Source organism: Senimuribacter intestinalis, assembly GCF_943192965.1.
Classification (GTDB): domain Bacteria; phylum Bacillota; class Clostridia; order Peptostreptococcales; family Anaerovoracaceae; genus Senimuribacter; species Senimuribacter intestinalis.
Genome location: NZ_CALPCF010000027.1, coordinates 1 through 15,637 on the forward strand (window position 1 = coordinate 1; position 15,637 = coordinate 15,637).

13 protein-coding genes are annotated in these 15,637 nt (G+C 44.7%); 10 read left to right on the forward strand and 3 right to left on the reverse strand.

The features are described from left to right. Positions 1 to 117: 117 nt before the first annotated feature. Positions 118 to 768 carry a phosphoribosyltransferase family protein gene (locus tag NFR88_RS14800; RefSeq protein WP_160203000.1) on the reverse strand — a complete coding sequence of 217 codons (651 nt, stop codon included), beginning with the start codon at positions 766 to 768 and terminating at the stop codon, positions 118 to 120. A gap of 217 nt (positions 769 to 985) precedes the next feature. Between NFR88_RS14800 and NFR88_RS14805 the strand changes: the two genes are divergently transcribed. Continuing rightward, a complete protein-coding gene (locus NFR88_RS14805; protein WP_160203001.1) occupies positions 986 to 1,180 on the forward strand; it encodes a hypothetical protein in 195 nt (64 codons plus the stop codon). Between the two features lie 68 nt (positions 1,181 to 1,248). Here the strand turns inward: NFR88_RS14805 and NFR88_RS14810 are convergent, their stop codons facing one another. Further along, a complete protein-coding gene (locus NFR88_RS14810) occupies positions 1,249 to 1,614 on the reverse strand; it encodes a helix-turn-helix transcriptional regulator (protein ID WP_251617206.1) in 366 nt (121 codons plus the stop codon). A gap of 190 nt (positions 1,615 to 1,804) precedes the next feature. Further along, entirely contained in the window at positions 1,805 to 2,980 is a 1,176-nt protein-coding gene (locus tag NFR88_RS14815) for a cation:proton antiporter (RefSeq protein ID WP_371874488.1), read from the reverse strand. A gap of 338 nt (positions 2,981 to 3,318) precedes the next feature. Here NFR88_RS14815 and ymfI point away from each other — a divergent pair, with 338 nt between their 5' ends. The 9 genes from ymfI (at position 3,319) to NFR88_RS14860 (ending at position 15,341) form a co-directional block, all read left to right on the forward strand. Next, positions 3,319 to 4,041 carry an elongation factor P 5-aminopentanone reductase gene (gene ymfI, locus NFR88_RS14820; RefSeq protein WP_251617209.1) on the forward strand — a complete coding sequence of 241 codons (723 nt, stop codon included), beginning with the start codon at positions 3,319 to 3,321 and terminating at the stop codon, positions 4,039 to 4,041. Between the two features lie 54 nt (positions 4,042 to 4,095). Then, positions 4,096 to 5,895 carry an FtsW/RodA/SpoVE family cell cycle protein gene (locus NFR88_RS14825; RefSeq protein WP_161908927.1) on the forward strand — a complete coding sequence of 600 codons (1,800 nt, stop codon included), beginning with the start codon at positions 4,096 to 4,098 and terminating at the stop codon, positions 5,893 to 5,895. Beyond that, complete coding sequence (locus NFR88_RS14830) at positions 5,892 to 7,223, forward strand: penicillin-binding transpeptidase domain-containing protein (protein ID WP_251617212.1); 1,332 nt, start codon at positions 5,892 to 5,894, stop codon at positions 7,221 to 7,223. Before NFR88_RS14825 ends, NFR88_RS14830 begins: the two co-directional genes overlap by 4 nt. 525 nt (positions 7,224 to 7,748) lie before the next feature. Then, positions 7,749 to 8,435 carry a response regulator transcription factor gene (locus tag NFR88_RS14835; RefSeq protein ID WP_160203005.1) on the forward strand — a complete coding sequence of 229 codons (687 nt, stop codon included), beginning with the start codon at positions 7,749 to 7,751 and terminating at the stop codon, positions 8,433 to 8,435. Further along, entirely contained in the window at positions 8,410 to 10,047 is a 1,638-nt protein-coding gene (locus tag NFR88_RS14840; protein WP_251617215.1) for a HAMP domain-containing sensor histidine kinase, read from the forward strand. The genes NFR88_RS14835 and NFR88_RS14840 overlap by 26 nt, the downstream gene beginning before the upstream one ends. Positions 10,048 to 10,136: 89 nt before the next feature. Continuing rightward, entirely contained in the window at positions 10,137 to 11,114 is a 978-nt protein-coding gene (locus NFR88_RS14845) for a 3'-5' exoribonuclease YhaM family protein (protein ID WP_251617217.1), read from the forward strand. Beyond that, entirely contained in the window at positions 11,111 to 12,400 is a 1,290-nt protein-coding gene (locus NFR88_RS14850; RefSeq protein WP_251617222.1) for a tRNA nucleotidyltransferase/poly(A) polymerase family protein, read from the forward strand. The genes NFR88_RS14845 and NFR88_RS14850 overlap by 4 nt, the downstream gene beginning before the upstream one ends. Then, positions 12,400 to 14,619: an SF1B family DNA helicase RecD2 gene (gene recD2, locus NFR88_RS14855; protein WP_251617226.1), complete on the forward strand. Its 2,220-nt coding sequence runs from the start codon at positions 12,400 to 12,402 to the stop codon at positions 14,617 to 14,619. Before NFR88_RS14850 ends, recD2 begins: the two co-directional genes overlap by 1 nt. Next, entirely contained in the window at positions 14,616 to 15,341 is a 726-nt protein-coding gene (locus NFR88_RS14860) for a ComF family protein (RefSeq protein WP_160203010.1), read from the forward strand. The genes recD2 and NFR88_RS14860 overlap by 4 nt, the downstream gene beginning before the upstream one ends. Positions 15,342 to 15,637 lie beyond the last annotated feature (296 nt).

A 15,637-nucleotide genomic window follows, 5' to 3' on the forward strand; every position in this document is an offset into this window, starting at 1 on the left:
TCCTACAACGATGGTCTGCCGCCAGCAAAAGTTATGTAAATGCCACATTGCTATTACAACTTTGCTTGACCAGAACAAGATTCACCGATACACGTCTTTTAATTATCCGTTAATCATTTAGTTTCGGAATGTGGAAACTGAAATTTCAGTTTCTGCTTCTTTTGCTTTTGCTGCTTTTTTCATAGGGCTTTCAATCGGGGTAAAGGTGCCGTCTTCGTTTGGTGTAAAGACATAGTGTTCTTTTAAGAAGATGATATCATCTCTGTAAACCGAGTCAAGCTCAGCAAGAACTGCTGCACGGCACACGATTTCGGCTCCAGCTTCCTTTGCCAAAGTTTCCAGTGCGTTCAGCGATTCCCCGGTAGCAATGACGTCGTCTATAATCGCAACTCTCTTGCCGCGAATCTTATCTACATCGCAACCGTCCATGTAAAGGGTCTGTTTTTTCTGGGTGGTGATGGAGTAAACATTGGCTTCCAGCACATTCTGCATATATGGTTTGTTGCTTTTCCTTGCTACGACAAAGTCCTTGTGACCTAGAATTCTGCTGAGCTCATAGGTTAGAATGATTCCTTTAGCTTCAGCAGTTAAAAGTACATCAAATTCCGGCAGTTTTTTTGCAAGTTCAGGCGCAACAGCCTGTACCAGTTCTGTGTCAGAAACGATACAAAAGCTGGCAAGAGCCATGTCTTCTTTTATTTTTACAAAAGGAAGTTTTCTCTTTACTCCGCAAATCTCAAAATCAAAATAAGGTGGTTGATATCGCATAGCGTTTCCTTTCTGCTATAAGTTGTATTCTTTACAGAGACCTTTTATCGGTTTTCTGCATTAAAATTTATTATACAGGATTTTTTGCTGTAAATAAACCCCTTTCTATGATAAAAAATGTCGAAACTTACGATTTTGTAAGGGGATTGTAAGCGGCAGCTATGGAAAGGGAAACAGACGGATTATATAATGTAGGTACAAAGGGGGATTGATAAGGATGAGAAATCACAGCAAGCTGGCTTGCGGTGCGCTGACCGTCAATTTAATCAGCGGGATATTGGGGCTTTGCTATCTGATTGTATTAGGGGTAAATCAGTCAGAGACGACAGCGTTTCCGCTGCTGGGCATTCTAGCAGCAGTTATGGCAGTTTCCACCCTCGTAATGATACTTGCGCTGCCAAAGAAAAAATAGAGAGCAATAGAAAACAACCGGATTTGGCAGATTACCACCACCTTCACCCGGTTGTTTTCTATTGGCTCTTATTTTACTTTCTCGTCCATCAGCAGAATGGCTGCTTTTTCAATGAGACAGCCTTGGGAGAAAGGGGAAAGCTTACGATATAGGTACAGCAGTTCTGATACATCGGAATTATGAGCATCGGAAAGGGCGACACTCCTTGCAAACTTTTCGTAGTTTTGTTCCATGAGAAGGTCGACAGGCACCTGATAAACCCGTGCCAGTCTTACAAGTAAATCTGTGCGCATATTTTTAGTTCCGCTTTCCAGTATTCCGTAAGTCGTACGAGAAATATGTAAAAGGACGGCTACGTCTTCCTGTGTGTAGTCATAATAATCCCTGAGATACCTTAAATTATTCGCTATACACTGCTGCATTTTTTTGTCCATGTGGTATAGTCCTCCTATTAAATTCTAAAAAGTGTTACATAATAATAGAGTACGTCACAGGGCAAAAAAGTTTCAAGTTTTGACGTTTTTAGACAAAATTCCACATGTTTTTTTAAAAATACAATTACAATAGCAAAGCCCGCAGGGGATGTACCCAGCGGGCTTTGCAGCATTTACAGTAATTAAGGTGTTATTTCATGAATTTTTTCAAAAGCACCGGCGTAATAATGGTAGTAACGATAACTACCAATACGATTGGTGAGAATAAATAGCCGCTGAGAAGTCCCATGTTGTAGCCTTTTTGTGCAACAATCAGTGCGACTTCACCTCTGGACACCATGCCGATACCAATATGGAAAGAATCGCTGGTGCTAAATTTGCAGATTCGTGCACCCAGTCCGCAGCCGAGAATCTTTGTCAGAACAGCTACAAGAAGGAGCAGCACAGAGAAAATCAACATGGATATTGTCATACCGGAAAGCTCTGTTTTGATTCCGATACTTGCGAAGAAGATCGGAGAGAAAAAGAGATAGCTTGGAACAGTAAGTTTTTTTGCAATATAGGATTTAATCTCAAAGGTAGACATTAAAAGCCCCAGCAGGTATGCACCAGTGATATCAGCGATTCCAAAATACTGTTCTGTAATAAATGCGACGAGCAGAATGAGCGCCATTACGTAGATGCAAACTCTGCGTTTGTCTTTTAAATCGTCAACTTTTGGTCTGGCAGTTTTAAGAATAACGGCAAGCACAGCCATGAGAACGATATATAGTGCGATTTTGATTAAAATGGAGATAATGCTTACCGACGGATCTTTCAGGCTGGATACGATGGTTAAAATGATGATACCGATGATATCGTCAAGCACTGCAGCACCCAGAATAGCACTACCAACAGGACCGTTCAGCTTACCCATTTCACGGAGTGCTTCTACTGTAATACTTACAGAAGTTGCAGTTAGAATGACACCCATGAATACGCACTTTAGGACTTCATTAAAGTCGGATGAATCTACATGAAAATAGAAATAGTAGCAGGCAGCGCCGCCGATGAGCGGCAGAATCACACCCATGGCTGCAATACACAGCATGGAAACGCTGTTTTTCTTGATTTCGTTAATATCTGTATCAAGACCTGCCATAAACATCAGTAAAATAACACCGATTTCGGCGGTTTCCGCAAGAAAATTGGTTTCTGTTACAACGCCAAGTACCGATGGTCCGAGGATAACACCGGCAACCAGCGCGCCCACAACCTGGGGCATGTTAACCTTTTCTGAAAGGTCGCCCAAAAACTTCGTTGACAAAATGATAATGGCAACGGCCAAAAGGAAGTAATAGCTAGTCATAATAAATACCTCAATCATTCTATAAAAATTTTCACTAGACTACTCTAACACCAACCAAGCATTTTGTAAATGGAACTTTTTGCTTAAAAGGCAAAAACTTAAGTTTCAAAAGAAAAATCCGGAAAAATTTTCAAAAAAACAGAAATAATATCTGAAAATTCTTTGACAAGTGGAAAAAGTTGTAGTAGAATATAGATGAAAATAATCTGAGAATCTCGGAATTAGTTTCTAAGATTATAGTTAATACTATGCGCCAGAAATATAAGCAAAGAAAAAACATTGGGCAAGTCCCAATGTTTTTTTGCAAAGAAACAGGTTTGCCTATGAAACTTATGAGAACAGAAAAGAGGTCCAAGATGAAATCGGTTTTGATTACGGGAGGCTCCAGGGGAATCGGCGCTGCTATGGTAAGAGCGTTTACGGAGAGCGGATATAAAGTTGCCTTCCTTTATAAAGAGAGAGATGACAAAGCAAAGGAGGTCAGCGAAGAGACAGGTGCTGTAGGCATTTGTTGCGATGTATCTGACAGTCAGCAGGTTTCCGAAGGTGTGCGGGCAGCCCGCATGTATCTGGAAGTGCCTTATTTCGATGTGCTGATATGTAATGCAGGAATTAGCATCACGGGGCTGTTCACAGATACAACGCAGAAGCAGTGGAAGGAGATTATGGATACCAACTTATACGGAACAATCTCAGTGACCAGCCAAATACTTCCAACCATGATAGAAAGGCAGCAGGGAAGTATCGTGATGATTTCCTCTGTTTGGGGACAGACTGGTGGCTCCTGTGAAGTGGCGTATTCCACTACCAAGGCCGCAGTTATCGGATTTGCAAAGAGTCTTGCCAAGGAAGTCGCACCTTCTGGCGTTAGAGTCAACTGCATTGCGCCGGGGGTTATCGATACCGATATGAGTCGCATTTGCGGAGAGGATACCCTGCAGGCGCTGACAGAGGAAATCCCTATGGGAAAAATTGGTGACGCCGATGAGGTGGCAAAGGCGGCTGTGTTTTTAGCCTCAGAAGAAGCTTCCTATATAACAGGACAGGTTCTTGCTGTCAACGGGGGGTTTTACATCTGAAAAAGACTGTGATATACTATTGCCAGAAAGAGAAATGGAGGGGTTAGCCAGATTATGACGATCATTTCGGGAATTTTTAAAAGCATTGGAGAGTTTTTTGCAGGGATTCTGGAAACAATTCAGGAAGTTTTCGCATCTGACTACGGTTTTGAACTGATTTATACTGCTGTAGCCAGATGGGTTTTTATTGCCCTTGCGATTTTTATTTTAATGCGGGCGATTCGCTCACTTCTCAAGTCCAAAAATCCGTCGGAGGTTTGGGCTTATTTACATTTGAGTACGGGAGAAAATCTTCCCATTACCCATTGGGAAAATGTACTTGGAAGGGCGAAAAGCTGCGATATCAACATCGAAGACCCGCGGGTTTCCAGAAACCATGGGACACTGACCAGAGACCCTAAGGGGAACTGGACTTATCGTGATTTGGGATCCAAGAACGGAGCCTATGTCAACGAGCGACGCGTCAGAAAGGATCAGAGAGTCAAAGTTCGCCCCGGCGATGTCATCAGCGTGGGCATGACTCAGTGTACATTGTTTCCAATCAGCCTGGAGGAACGCCGCAATAATATAAAGATGAGAAAATCGGACACAGTGATTCCGCTGCCGTGGCCGTCCTTGTTTGCGCTGAGCATTTTTCAGGTAATGACAGTGATACAACTGAAGATAGCTTTGGGAGAAAACTATCTTCATTCTATTACGATGGCTTTTGCTGGAATCTGTATCCTTATGTGGGTTTATGTAATTCTGCTTCGATCCATGAAGCGAAAAGGTTTTGAAATGGAAACTATCGCCTTTTTCTTATCTACCTTGAGTCTTTCGGTGACCGCTGCGAAATTTCCAGAAGCGGCTTTTAAGCAATTTATTGCGGTTGCCATGGGGCTTGCTTTGTTTTTCTTTATGTGTGCTTACCTTAGGAATCTGACGAGAACGGAAGCCATTCAGAAGCTGATGTACATAGGTGCGGCGGGACTTCTTTTGTTTAATTTGGTCTTCGCTACTGATCGCTTTGGTGCTGCCAACTGGGTGGAAATTGGCGGATTTTCTTTCCAGCCGTCGGAGCTGATTAAGCTTGCATTCATCTGGGTGGGAGCGGCGTCCTTGGACAAGCTCTTTGAAAAAAAGAATTCTATTATATTTATGCTGTTTTCAGGCTTCTGCTTTTGCTGCCTGGCGCTGATGGGGGACTTTGGAACAGCGATTATATTCTTCGTCACTTTCCTGGTGATTTCTTTTCTTAGAAGTGGAGATTTTACCAAGCTGATTTTGCTGGTAGGCGTAGCTTTTGTTGGAGGTCTGATGGTGCTGAAGTTCAAAGCATATATAGCGGAGCGCTTTTCGGTATGGGGACATGCCTGGGAGTTTGCAGACGGGCTGGGTATGCAGCAGACAAGAACCATGTCGGCGGCGGCAAGCGGTGGTTTTGTCGGCGTTGGTGCCGGAAAAGGCTGGCTGTCCAGCGTTTTTGCTGCGGACACTGACCTTGTTTTCGGTATGTTGGTAGAAGAGTGGGGACTGATTATTGCAGTTCTTGCGGTGATTTCTATCATCACTCTTTCCCTTTTTGCGGTGCGCTCTATCTTGGCAGGCAGGTCCACCTATTACACCATTGCTGCTTGTGCGGCTACTTCCATGTTCCTGTTTCAGACGGTGCTCAATGTTTTCGGTGCGGTGGATTTACTGCCGATGACCGGTGTGACTTTCCCATTTGTTTCCAACGGAGGAACCAGTATGATTGGCTCCTGGGGTATGCTGGCCTTTCTTAAAGCGGCGGACACCAGGCAGAATGCCAGCATTGCAATCAGCCTGACGGACAAAGGCCTTAAGGCTGAGACGGAAGAGGAGGATATGATATGAAGAAATTAGAGCAAAGAGGCATCATTTGCCTTGCTCTTGCAGCAGCGCTGTTTTTGGGCATATGTATTTTCATATTTAAGTTTGTGACAGATGGCGGTGAATGGGCGACTTTCTACGCGAACCAGCACGTGTATTATGAGGGAAGGCTTGCAATTGGCAAGGTTTACGATGCAAACGATACCATCCTTGTAGAGAATACCAAAAATGGAATGAAATATAATGACGATGAACTGACACGCAGAGCGACCCTTCATGCCGTAGGGGATATGGATGGAAATATTGCAACTGCAGCGCAGAGCGCTTTTCGAGACAAAATCGTAGGCTACAGTCTTTTGACCGGAACCTACAGTATTACGGGAAACGGCAACGACCTGAAACTTTCCATCGACGCGGAGGTGTCAAAGGCTGCGTATAACGCTCTGAACGGAAGAAACGGCACCGTAGGTGTATATAATTATGAAACGGGGGAAATTATCTGTATGGTAAGTTCTCCGGGATTTGACCCTGCTAATCCGCCGGAAATTGCAGCGGATGATACGTCGGGCGTATATTTGAACAAGTTCCTGTCTTCCAATCTGATTCCGGGATCCATCTTTAAGTTGGTGACTTGCGCTGCTGCCATCGAAAATGTTAGCGGACTTGAGGATTGGAGCTATACCTGCAGCGGTGTCAGCTACATCAGAGACGAGGCTATCACCTGCACTCAGGCCCACGGGACGGTGGATTTTGAGGGGGCGCTGGCAAAATCCTGCAACTGCGCCTTTGCGGATTTGTCCCAGAGGATTGGCGGCACTGTCATGGCAAGTTATACGAAAAAACTGGGGCTTTTGGACTCCTACGATATTGACGGCATTCATAATGCGAAAGGCTCTTTTGAGTTTCCCAAAAACGATGATTTGAGTCTGGCGTGGGCGGGAATCGGGCAGTATAACGATGAACTGAATCCTTGCTCCATGCTGGTTTATATGAGCGCAATTGCAAGAGACGGGGTGGGCACGGTGCCTAGAATTCTTTATACAAACTTTCCGTCAGGCGAGGATACCGAACGCATGATTGACGAGTCCACGGCGGAAAAGCTGCGCTCCATGATGAAAAATAATGTCGTTTCTAATTATGGCGAGAGCAATTTCCCTGGGCTTGATATTTACGCAAAATCGGGAACAGCGGAGATGTACGGAAGCGAGCCTAATGCCTGGTTTACAGGCTTTATAAAAAACGAAGGAAATCCTTATGCTTTTATTGTCTGCGTAGAAAACGGCGGCTATGGAAGCAGCGTGGCAGGACCTGTTGCAAATCAGGTGCTGCAGGCTGTTGTGAATAGAGATTAACCGCAAGTACGGCACGGAATTTCTGCAGGTATACTATTATAGTGTACCTGCTTTTTTGATTGGTTTGATTAGAGGCAGACACACGGCAAACGCATGAAACACATCATTAGTACTTTTAAGAGTTTTTTGCAAAAAAGGTACTAAAATATCCAAAACATTTTATCTATTATATGGAAAATAAGGAATGAACTTTTGGATAATGGAAGACTTATACGAAAATAGCCCCTTAGAAAACAAAAAAGAACGAAGAATTTCATTTCTATTTCGTTTAATTTGCACAAAACCTTTTAGCTAGTATAAAGTGACTCCTAATTTTTGATACCTTTTTTGCAAAAATACGGAACAGGTACTAAAATTTAATGTTCGCAACTTTTCATGCGTTTACCGTGATGCTGGAAGCATGGCGCATTGACAACCGCGTAATGCCTTGTTACAATTTGTTAAGAATATCGTAAGAAACGCCATGGGCGCTTTGTAATAATTCAGGACTATTCTATAGTTGTAAGCGAAAGGAGTTAAGGTTTGATGAATATTTTGGTATGCGACGATGATAAAGAAATCGCAGGGGCAATTGAGATTTATCTAAGGAACGAGGGGTATACGGTGTTTAAAGCCTTTGATGGGATAGAGGCTTTGAATTATGCCAGAAATCAGCAGCTTCATTTGATTATCATGGACGTAATGATGCCGAAGATGGATGGGGTGCAGGCAACCATGAAAATCAGAGAGGAAAAGAATATTCCGATTATCATGCTTTCGGCAAAGTCGGAGGACTACGACAAAATCACGGGGTTAAACGTCGGCGCTGACGATTATATCACCAAACCTTTTAATCCGCTTGAGCTGATTGCCAGAGTAAAATCTCAGCTGAGACGATATGTGGATCTTGGAAGTATGGAGAAAAAGAGCGGGGTTTACAAGACAGGGGGACTTGAAGTGGACGACGATGAAAAGGCGGTGCGCATAGATGGGGAGTATGTCACCGTGACGCCGACGGAGTTCGGCATCTTGAAACTTCTGACGGAGAATGCGGGAAAAGTGTTTTCCATGGAGCAGATTTATGAGAACGTTTGGAACGAACCTGCTTACAATCCGGAAAATACCGTTGCAGTCCACATCAGAAGAATCAGAGAAAAAATAGAAATTAATCCTAAAAATCCAAAGTACTTGAAGGTGGTGTGGGGAATTGGATACAAAATTGAAAAGCTATAGAACATTGACGTACAGCATCAGTTCTGTGATTGCGGTGATAGCCGCAGAAGCAGCTGTTTTAGTGGGCTGTATGCTGGCACTGGTTTACCATATTAAATATGGGCTGTATGGCAGGACAACAGGAGAAGATGGCGAGACAACTTGGCAGCATGTTGAAATTCGCGGCGGAGACGAGCATATATCGGCATTGTGGATGATTGAAATCGGCGTGGTAATCATAGCCCTTGCAGCAATTATCGTGTCCCTTGTTAAGGTAGGCAGAAAAGATGCGATGGGAAGTGTGGTACTGAACTGGTTTGACAAAATATTTACCGATGTGCAGATTGTGGTTGGTGCTCTTGCCTTTTGCGGCATCGCACTGATGAGCATGCCTCATGTTGATTGGCTCAGCGGCAGCGATTGGTATCAGGAATATGCGTTGGGGCTCTTAAACAAAGAGCAGATGGAGCAGTTCAGCAGTGATATTTACTTTTACAATTCAGAGTTTGAGCCGAGATGGCTGGAGTTGTTCTTCTGTATTGCTGGAAATCTCTTTCTGATGGGCGTATTTCTCATACTGCTGCAGTCCCTTGTTAAAAAACTGAAGACCAGGTCTTTCTGGCGGCATACCATTATCGGAAAGCTAGTCTGCTATATTGCAGATGCAATTGCTGCCAGCGATGAAGTGTTCTGGAAAGTCATGGTTACGGCCATCGTGGCAGTGCTGCTTTCCGCGACATGGCTGGGAATGATACCGGTATTGATTTTCATCTTTATCTTTATTCCTAAATGGGTGAAGAAGTACTGCGAAGTTAAAGAAGGAGTCAATCAGATTAAGCGGGGCAATTTAGATTATAAAATCCCTGTGACGGATGGAGGAGAACTTGATCGTCTTGCCATGAGTGTTAACGAAATTTCAGAAGCCATGAATATCGCCGTGATGGATAAGCTGAAGAATCAGAGAATGAAAATTGACTTGATTTCAAACGTTTCTCACGATTTGCGCACGCCGCTGACTTCCATGGTGTCCTATGTGGATTTACTCAAGACGGAAGGACTGGACAGTGAAAATGCGCCGATGTATCTGGAGATTATCGATGAGAAGACAAGAAGGCTACGGAAACTCACAGAAGATTTATTTGAGGCAGCAAAGGCTTCCAGCGGCAATATTCCTGTGGAAATTGCGAAGATTGAAATGACTTCGATTGTCAATCAGGCAATGGCTGAGATGGAAGAACGGCTGTCCGAAAACAATCTTGACGTGATTTTTACCAATAAAGCGGATTCCATCTACGTGATGGCGGACGGCCAGCTTCTGTGGAGAGTCATAGAAAATCTTTTGACCAATGTGAGCAAATATGCACTGCCGGGTAGCCGAGTATATATTGATATTCTGGAAGAGAATAATATGATTTATTTGGACGTTAAGAACATGTCCAAGGAACAGCTGAACATCAGTGCTGACGAGCTGATGGAGCGGTTTAAGCGGGGCGATGAGTCCAGAAATACGGAAGGAAGCGGGCTGGGCCTTGCGATTGCAAAAGATTTGACCAGCCTGATGAACGGAAAATTTGAACTTACTATCGACGGTGACCTGTTCAAAGCTAGAGTGGCTCTTGAAAAAGCGATATAAGGGAAAATTTCTTCACAATTTAATCACTATACTAATTGGACCAAATGTTATATAATTAGTGTAGTGATTTTTTTGATGGAGACGATTGAATGAAACAATTTTATGCGGCGGATTTGAAAGGACAATCCGAAATTACAGATTTTTTTATGGTAAAGAGTGCCAACATCAAGGTTGGCGCTAACAAGAAACAGTACTTTGATGTAGTGCTGGGCGATAAGAGTGGCGAGGTAAACGGCAAGAAATGGGAGATTCCGGATGATGAACTGGAACTCTTATCCGGCATGAAGGAAGGGGATTTGATTAAGGTCAGAGCGCAGGTTACCGAGTGGCAGGGGCAGAGTCAGCTTAGAATCAGCAGAATCAGAGCTGCCAACTCAGAGGACGCCCTTGAAATATCTGAATATGTTAAGGCTGCGCCAGAGGACTCAGAAGAGATGTACAGCTACATTTACTCTGTGGCAGAATCCATGGAGGATAAAGATTTGCTTGCTCTTTGCACAAAGGTGCTTTCAGAAAACAAAGAGAGACTTCTGTACTATCCGGCAGCGTCCAAGAATCATCACGCAGAGTACGGCGGTCTTTTGTATCACGTAAAGAGAATGCTGATGACAGGGCTTCGCGTCTGCGAGGTCTATACCAATTTGAATAGAGATTTAGTGGCAACTGGTGTAATCCTTCATGATATTGAAAAACTTAATGAGATTCTGTCCAATGAGTACGGGGTGTCACCGGGATATTCCTTTGAGGGACAGATGCTAGGGCATATCGTGCAGGGTGTAAAGTTTTTGGATCGAACCTGCCGAGATCTCGGCTTTAGCGAAGAGAAAACACTGATGCTGGAACATATGATTTTAGCCCATCACTACGAACCGGAGTTTGGAAGTCCAAAGAAGCCCCTGTTTCCGGAAGCGGAGGTGCTGCACTATTTAGATATTTTAGATGCCAGAATGTTTGATATGGAGGATGCGCTTAGAGGTGTTGCGCCGGGCGAATTTTCCGATAGAATTTGGACGCTGGATAATCGCAGAATTTATAAACCCACAGAAGATGGAGGAACGCAGAAGTGATTAAATTCGACAAGGATGTGCTGAGGACACTGAAGACACTGGAAAAAGAGGGTTTTGAAACCTACGCAGCGGGGGAATGTGTTCGCGGTCAAATCATGGGCGAAAAGGTGTACGACTGGGATTTGCTGACAAAGGCGACCCTTGCTGATTTGCAGAGAATTTTTCCAGACTGTCAGCTACTGGACGAAGGGAAGCAGTCAATACGGCTGGATTTTACCTATGAAGTGCCGGCAAAGGATGAAGACGAACCTGTTGTCATCGACGGCTGTATTGTTGATGTCAGAAACTTTGAGGGGACCATCGAAGAGGCGCTGAAAGAGATGGTGTTTACGGTTAACGCTATTGCGGATAATCCGGAAAGAACTTTGGTCGACCCATATGGCGGCAGGGATGATATTCGAGCCAGGCTGATTCGGACGGTGGAATCCTGCGAGGAGGTTTTTGAGAAAGAACCGATTCATATGCTGGAGGCTGTAAGAATTGCGGCGGAACTGGATTTTGACCTGCACAAAAGCATCTTTGAAGCAATAGGTAATCACTGGCGAGTTTTGCTTGCACAGACAGACAGCGGCGATGTAGCGTCCGTGCGTGAGGAATTTGAAAATCTTCTGATATCGGATCATGCGGGAAAAGGTCTGAAAATGCTGACTGGAACTGGCCTGATGGCAGTAATTTTAGGTGAAGATGTGGCAGGCAGGATGTCCATGTCTGACACCAATGCTTTTAAGACTGTATGCGATAATATCGATAAAACTAGGCCGGTGAGAACCAGAAGGCTGGGACTTGTCTATACTGCGATTACCAAGAAGCGGGCGCTGGCTGCCATTGAGAGATTGCAGTTTGATAAGAAGACGGAGGAACACTTGAAAGATGGTGTGGAACGTATTATTGATATTAACTTTCTCAACACTGACATGGAATTCAAAAAGTTCCTGTTTAAATATGGAAATGAACGTTACAATTATCTGCACAATCTATCTAAGGCTATGCGCATTGTTTACGACCAGCCGAGCCTGAAAATTGAATCCAGAAACTACATGATGAAGAAGATCATTTCCGGCAACGAACCGGTATTCGTAGAGGATTTGGTCATTGATGCCAATGACATTATGGAGGCGGGTATTACCGATTCCGCAGAAAAAGCGGCGGAGCTTTTAGAGCAGGTAGCTGCTCTGGTACATAAGAATCCTGCAAATAATCATAGAGACGTGCTGTTGAAATATGCAAAGAAATACTCGAAGAATAAACTGGCGGCAAAGACCAGATACGTTAAGTGGGTAAAATAATGGAAGAAAAGCAAGGGATTATCACCGAAATTATTTTTCATAATGAGGACAACGGATATACCATTGCCATCATGGAGACTGACGATGAATACTTTACTGTGGTCGGCAGTCTTCCTTCTTGTGCGCCGGGCTTCCGGTACAAGCTTCGGGGAACCTTTAAGGTGCATCCCACTTATGGGGAGCAGTTTGCTTTTTCTGAGTTTGAAGAGGTGCTGCCGACTGGAATCGCAGGTATTGAAGGTTTTCTTGCTTCCGGGGTTATCAGAGGAATCGGTCCAAAGATGGCGTCTGCTATTGTGGCAAAGTTCGGCGAGGATGCTTTTGAAATTATGGAGAGGGAGCCGCACAGATTGACCCTTGTCAGCGGAATCGGACCGAAAAAAGCCGAAGCAATCGCTGAGGCATTTGCAGCCCACAGGGAATTTGCGGAGGTGTCCATGTTTTTTCAGGAATATGGTGTTTCTGCAGAGTACGCCCTGAAACTCTACAAAGTTTACGGTGCCGACGCCGTGGAACTGATTAGCGAAAATCCTTACAGGCTGGTGGAAGAGGTGTACGGAATTGGCTTTCACAAAGCGGATAATATCGCTGCAAAGATGGGTATTGAACCGGAAAGCCCTTTCAGAATCAGGAGCGGAATTAAGTACGGACTTAGCTATTTTGCGGGAGAAGGAAACACTTATATGCCGCAGGAAGAGCTTTGTGAAAGGGTTGGACAGCTTCTTGACGTGTCCAGACAGTTGGTTTATGAGAATATGGTGGATATGGCTTTTGAAGGGGAGATTCAGCTGGATACACTGAAAGGGCAGACCGTAGTATATCTGTACGTCTATTATTTGGCGGAACAGAAGATTTGTCGAAATTTGGCAGCTATTGAAAATGCGGGGCTTAAGTCTCTTTCTGTGGACATCGACAGTATGATTTCCATGACTCAGAGACAGACGGGAATTGAGCTTTCCGCTCAGCAAGTCAGTGCAGTCAAAAGTTCCTTGACCAGCGGAATTTCAGTCATTACAGGTGGTCCCGGCACAGGAAAGACCACTATTATCAATACCCTGATCAATATCTTTGAGCAAAGTCAGTTTAAAGTGGCAATCGCTGCGCCGACTGGCAGGGCGGCAAAAAGAATTACGGAAACCAGCGGGCACTATGCTTCTACGGTGCACCGTCTTTTGGAATACTATTACTCCTCGGAAGAGGACACTATGCGCTTTGGGAAAACTAGTGAAGACCCGTTGAAATACGATGTGGTAATTGTGGACGAGGCTTCCATGATTGATCTGCTTTTAATGCAGGGGCTAACTGAAGCGATTAAACCGGGTACTCGTCTAATTATGGTAGGCGACTACGATCAGCTGCCTTCTGTGGGCGCGGGCAACGTGCTTAGGGATATCATAGAAAGCGAGTACGTCCATACCGTAAAGCTAAAAGAGATTTTTCGTCAGGCGCAGGAAAGTATGATTGTAGTAAACGCCCATCGAATCAACGAGGGTGAATATCCTTTTGTCAACAGCAAGGACAAGGATTTCTTCTTTATGGAGCGGGCTTCGGAAAAGCAGATTGTGGATCTATTGGTGCAGCTGATTACAAAGCGTCTTTCAGCTTATTATGAAGGCATTGTGCCGGTGCGGGATATTCAGCTTTTGACGCCGGTTCGAAAAGGCGCGCTTGGCTGTATCGCGCTGAATAAGGTCCTGCAGGAGGCTTTGAATCCGCCGCGGGAAGATTTGACAGAAAAGAAGTTCGGCGATAAACTTTTCCGCGAAAACGACAAAGTTATGCAGATTCGTAACAACTACGAAATCGGTTGGAAGAAGAGGCGAGACTTTTCAGAGGGGCAAGGCGTCTTTAACGGCGATGTGGGTTTCATAGAAAAAATCGACAAAGAATACAATCAGATGACAGTCATCTTTGATGAGGACAAGTATGTGACCTACGAATTTTCTCAGCTTGATGAACTGGAACTTGCTTACGCCATTACGGTACACAAAAGTCAGGGCAGTGAATTTCCAATCGTAGTTATGCCTATCTCCTGGTTTCCGCCGATGTTGGCGACTAGAAATCTTTTGTACACGGCGGTGACTCGAGGCAAGCAGGTAGTCGTGCTGGTAGGCGGGGAACAGAAGATGAATGCCATGATTGACAACAACCGAATTAAAATGCGCTATTCCGGGCTTCGGTACAGATTAGAAGAGTTGCTGGAGGTGGGCATAGGTTGAAAAATGCAGCAACAGGCGCTGCCCGCGCAATGATCTCAAAAGGACTGGATTTGCTGTATCCACCGGCACTTTACTGCATCTGCTGTGGCAATATCATTGATGAAAGCAGAACTTACCATTTATGTGACCACTGCATGGCGCATATCAGATGGGATGGGCAGCCACCGCAAAAAGTTAAGTTTGCAGGCGGTGATGGCATAGCTGGTGTTGCTGGCGGATTGGTTCCATTTTTGTCTTTGCGCTGCACCCAGTATGGTCTTTATGAACGCAGGCTCATTTTCTCCCTAAAATATAACGGGAAAAAGTACATTGCACGGGATTTGGCGCAGATGATGGCGGATCGGCTGAATCTGGCACGCCTTGTCTTTGATATGATTGTGCCGGTTCCTATGTTTTTCGAAAAGGAGCGGCAGAGGGGCTTTAATCATGCGGCGCTTATGGGGCAGCACCTGGGGAGGCTGCTGGGAAAGCCTTGCCTGAAAGATGCTCTTTTGCGAACTGGAAATACCCAGCCTATGCGAGGCTTAAGTCCTACGGAGCGGCAATTAAATGTAAAAGGAAAGTTTGCATATAACCAAAAATATGGTACACTGTTAAAGGAAAAGAAAATTCTGCTGCTTGATGATTTTTATACGACCGGAAGTACGGCGAATGCCTGCTACGAGGCACTGCTTTCCGCACAGCCTGAAATCGTGTATTTTTTAGCATTTGCAGCAAAATAAAAAATAAGAAGAGACGGCGTTGCAGTTGTCTGGGTCTGTGGTTGAAAATCCAAGCCAGTTACGGGCAAAGGGATCCACGTAAGCTGATCCGCAAGGCGGCAGTGATCATGGCGTAGCTTAGATGTAAGTCCTCGGGAAAATCCCGGTCAAGGCGAGTGTGGGGGCAAAGACCAGGTCAGCCAGACAACTGCAATGCCGTTTTTCTATACTTTTCGCCCAAAGGGCGGAAAGTATAGCGAAGCGTAGAAAAAGGGACAGCGAAGTGAACGAAGAGAACGGAGGAGAGAGCAAAGCGA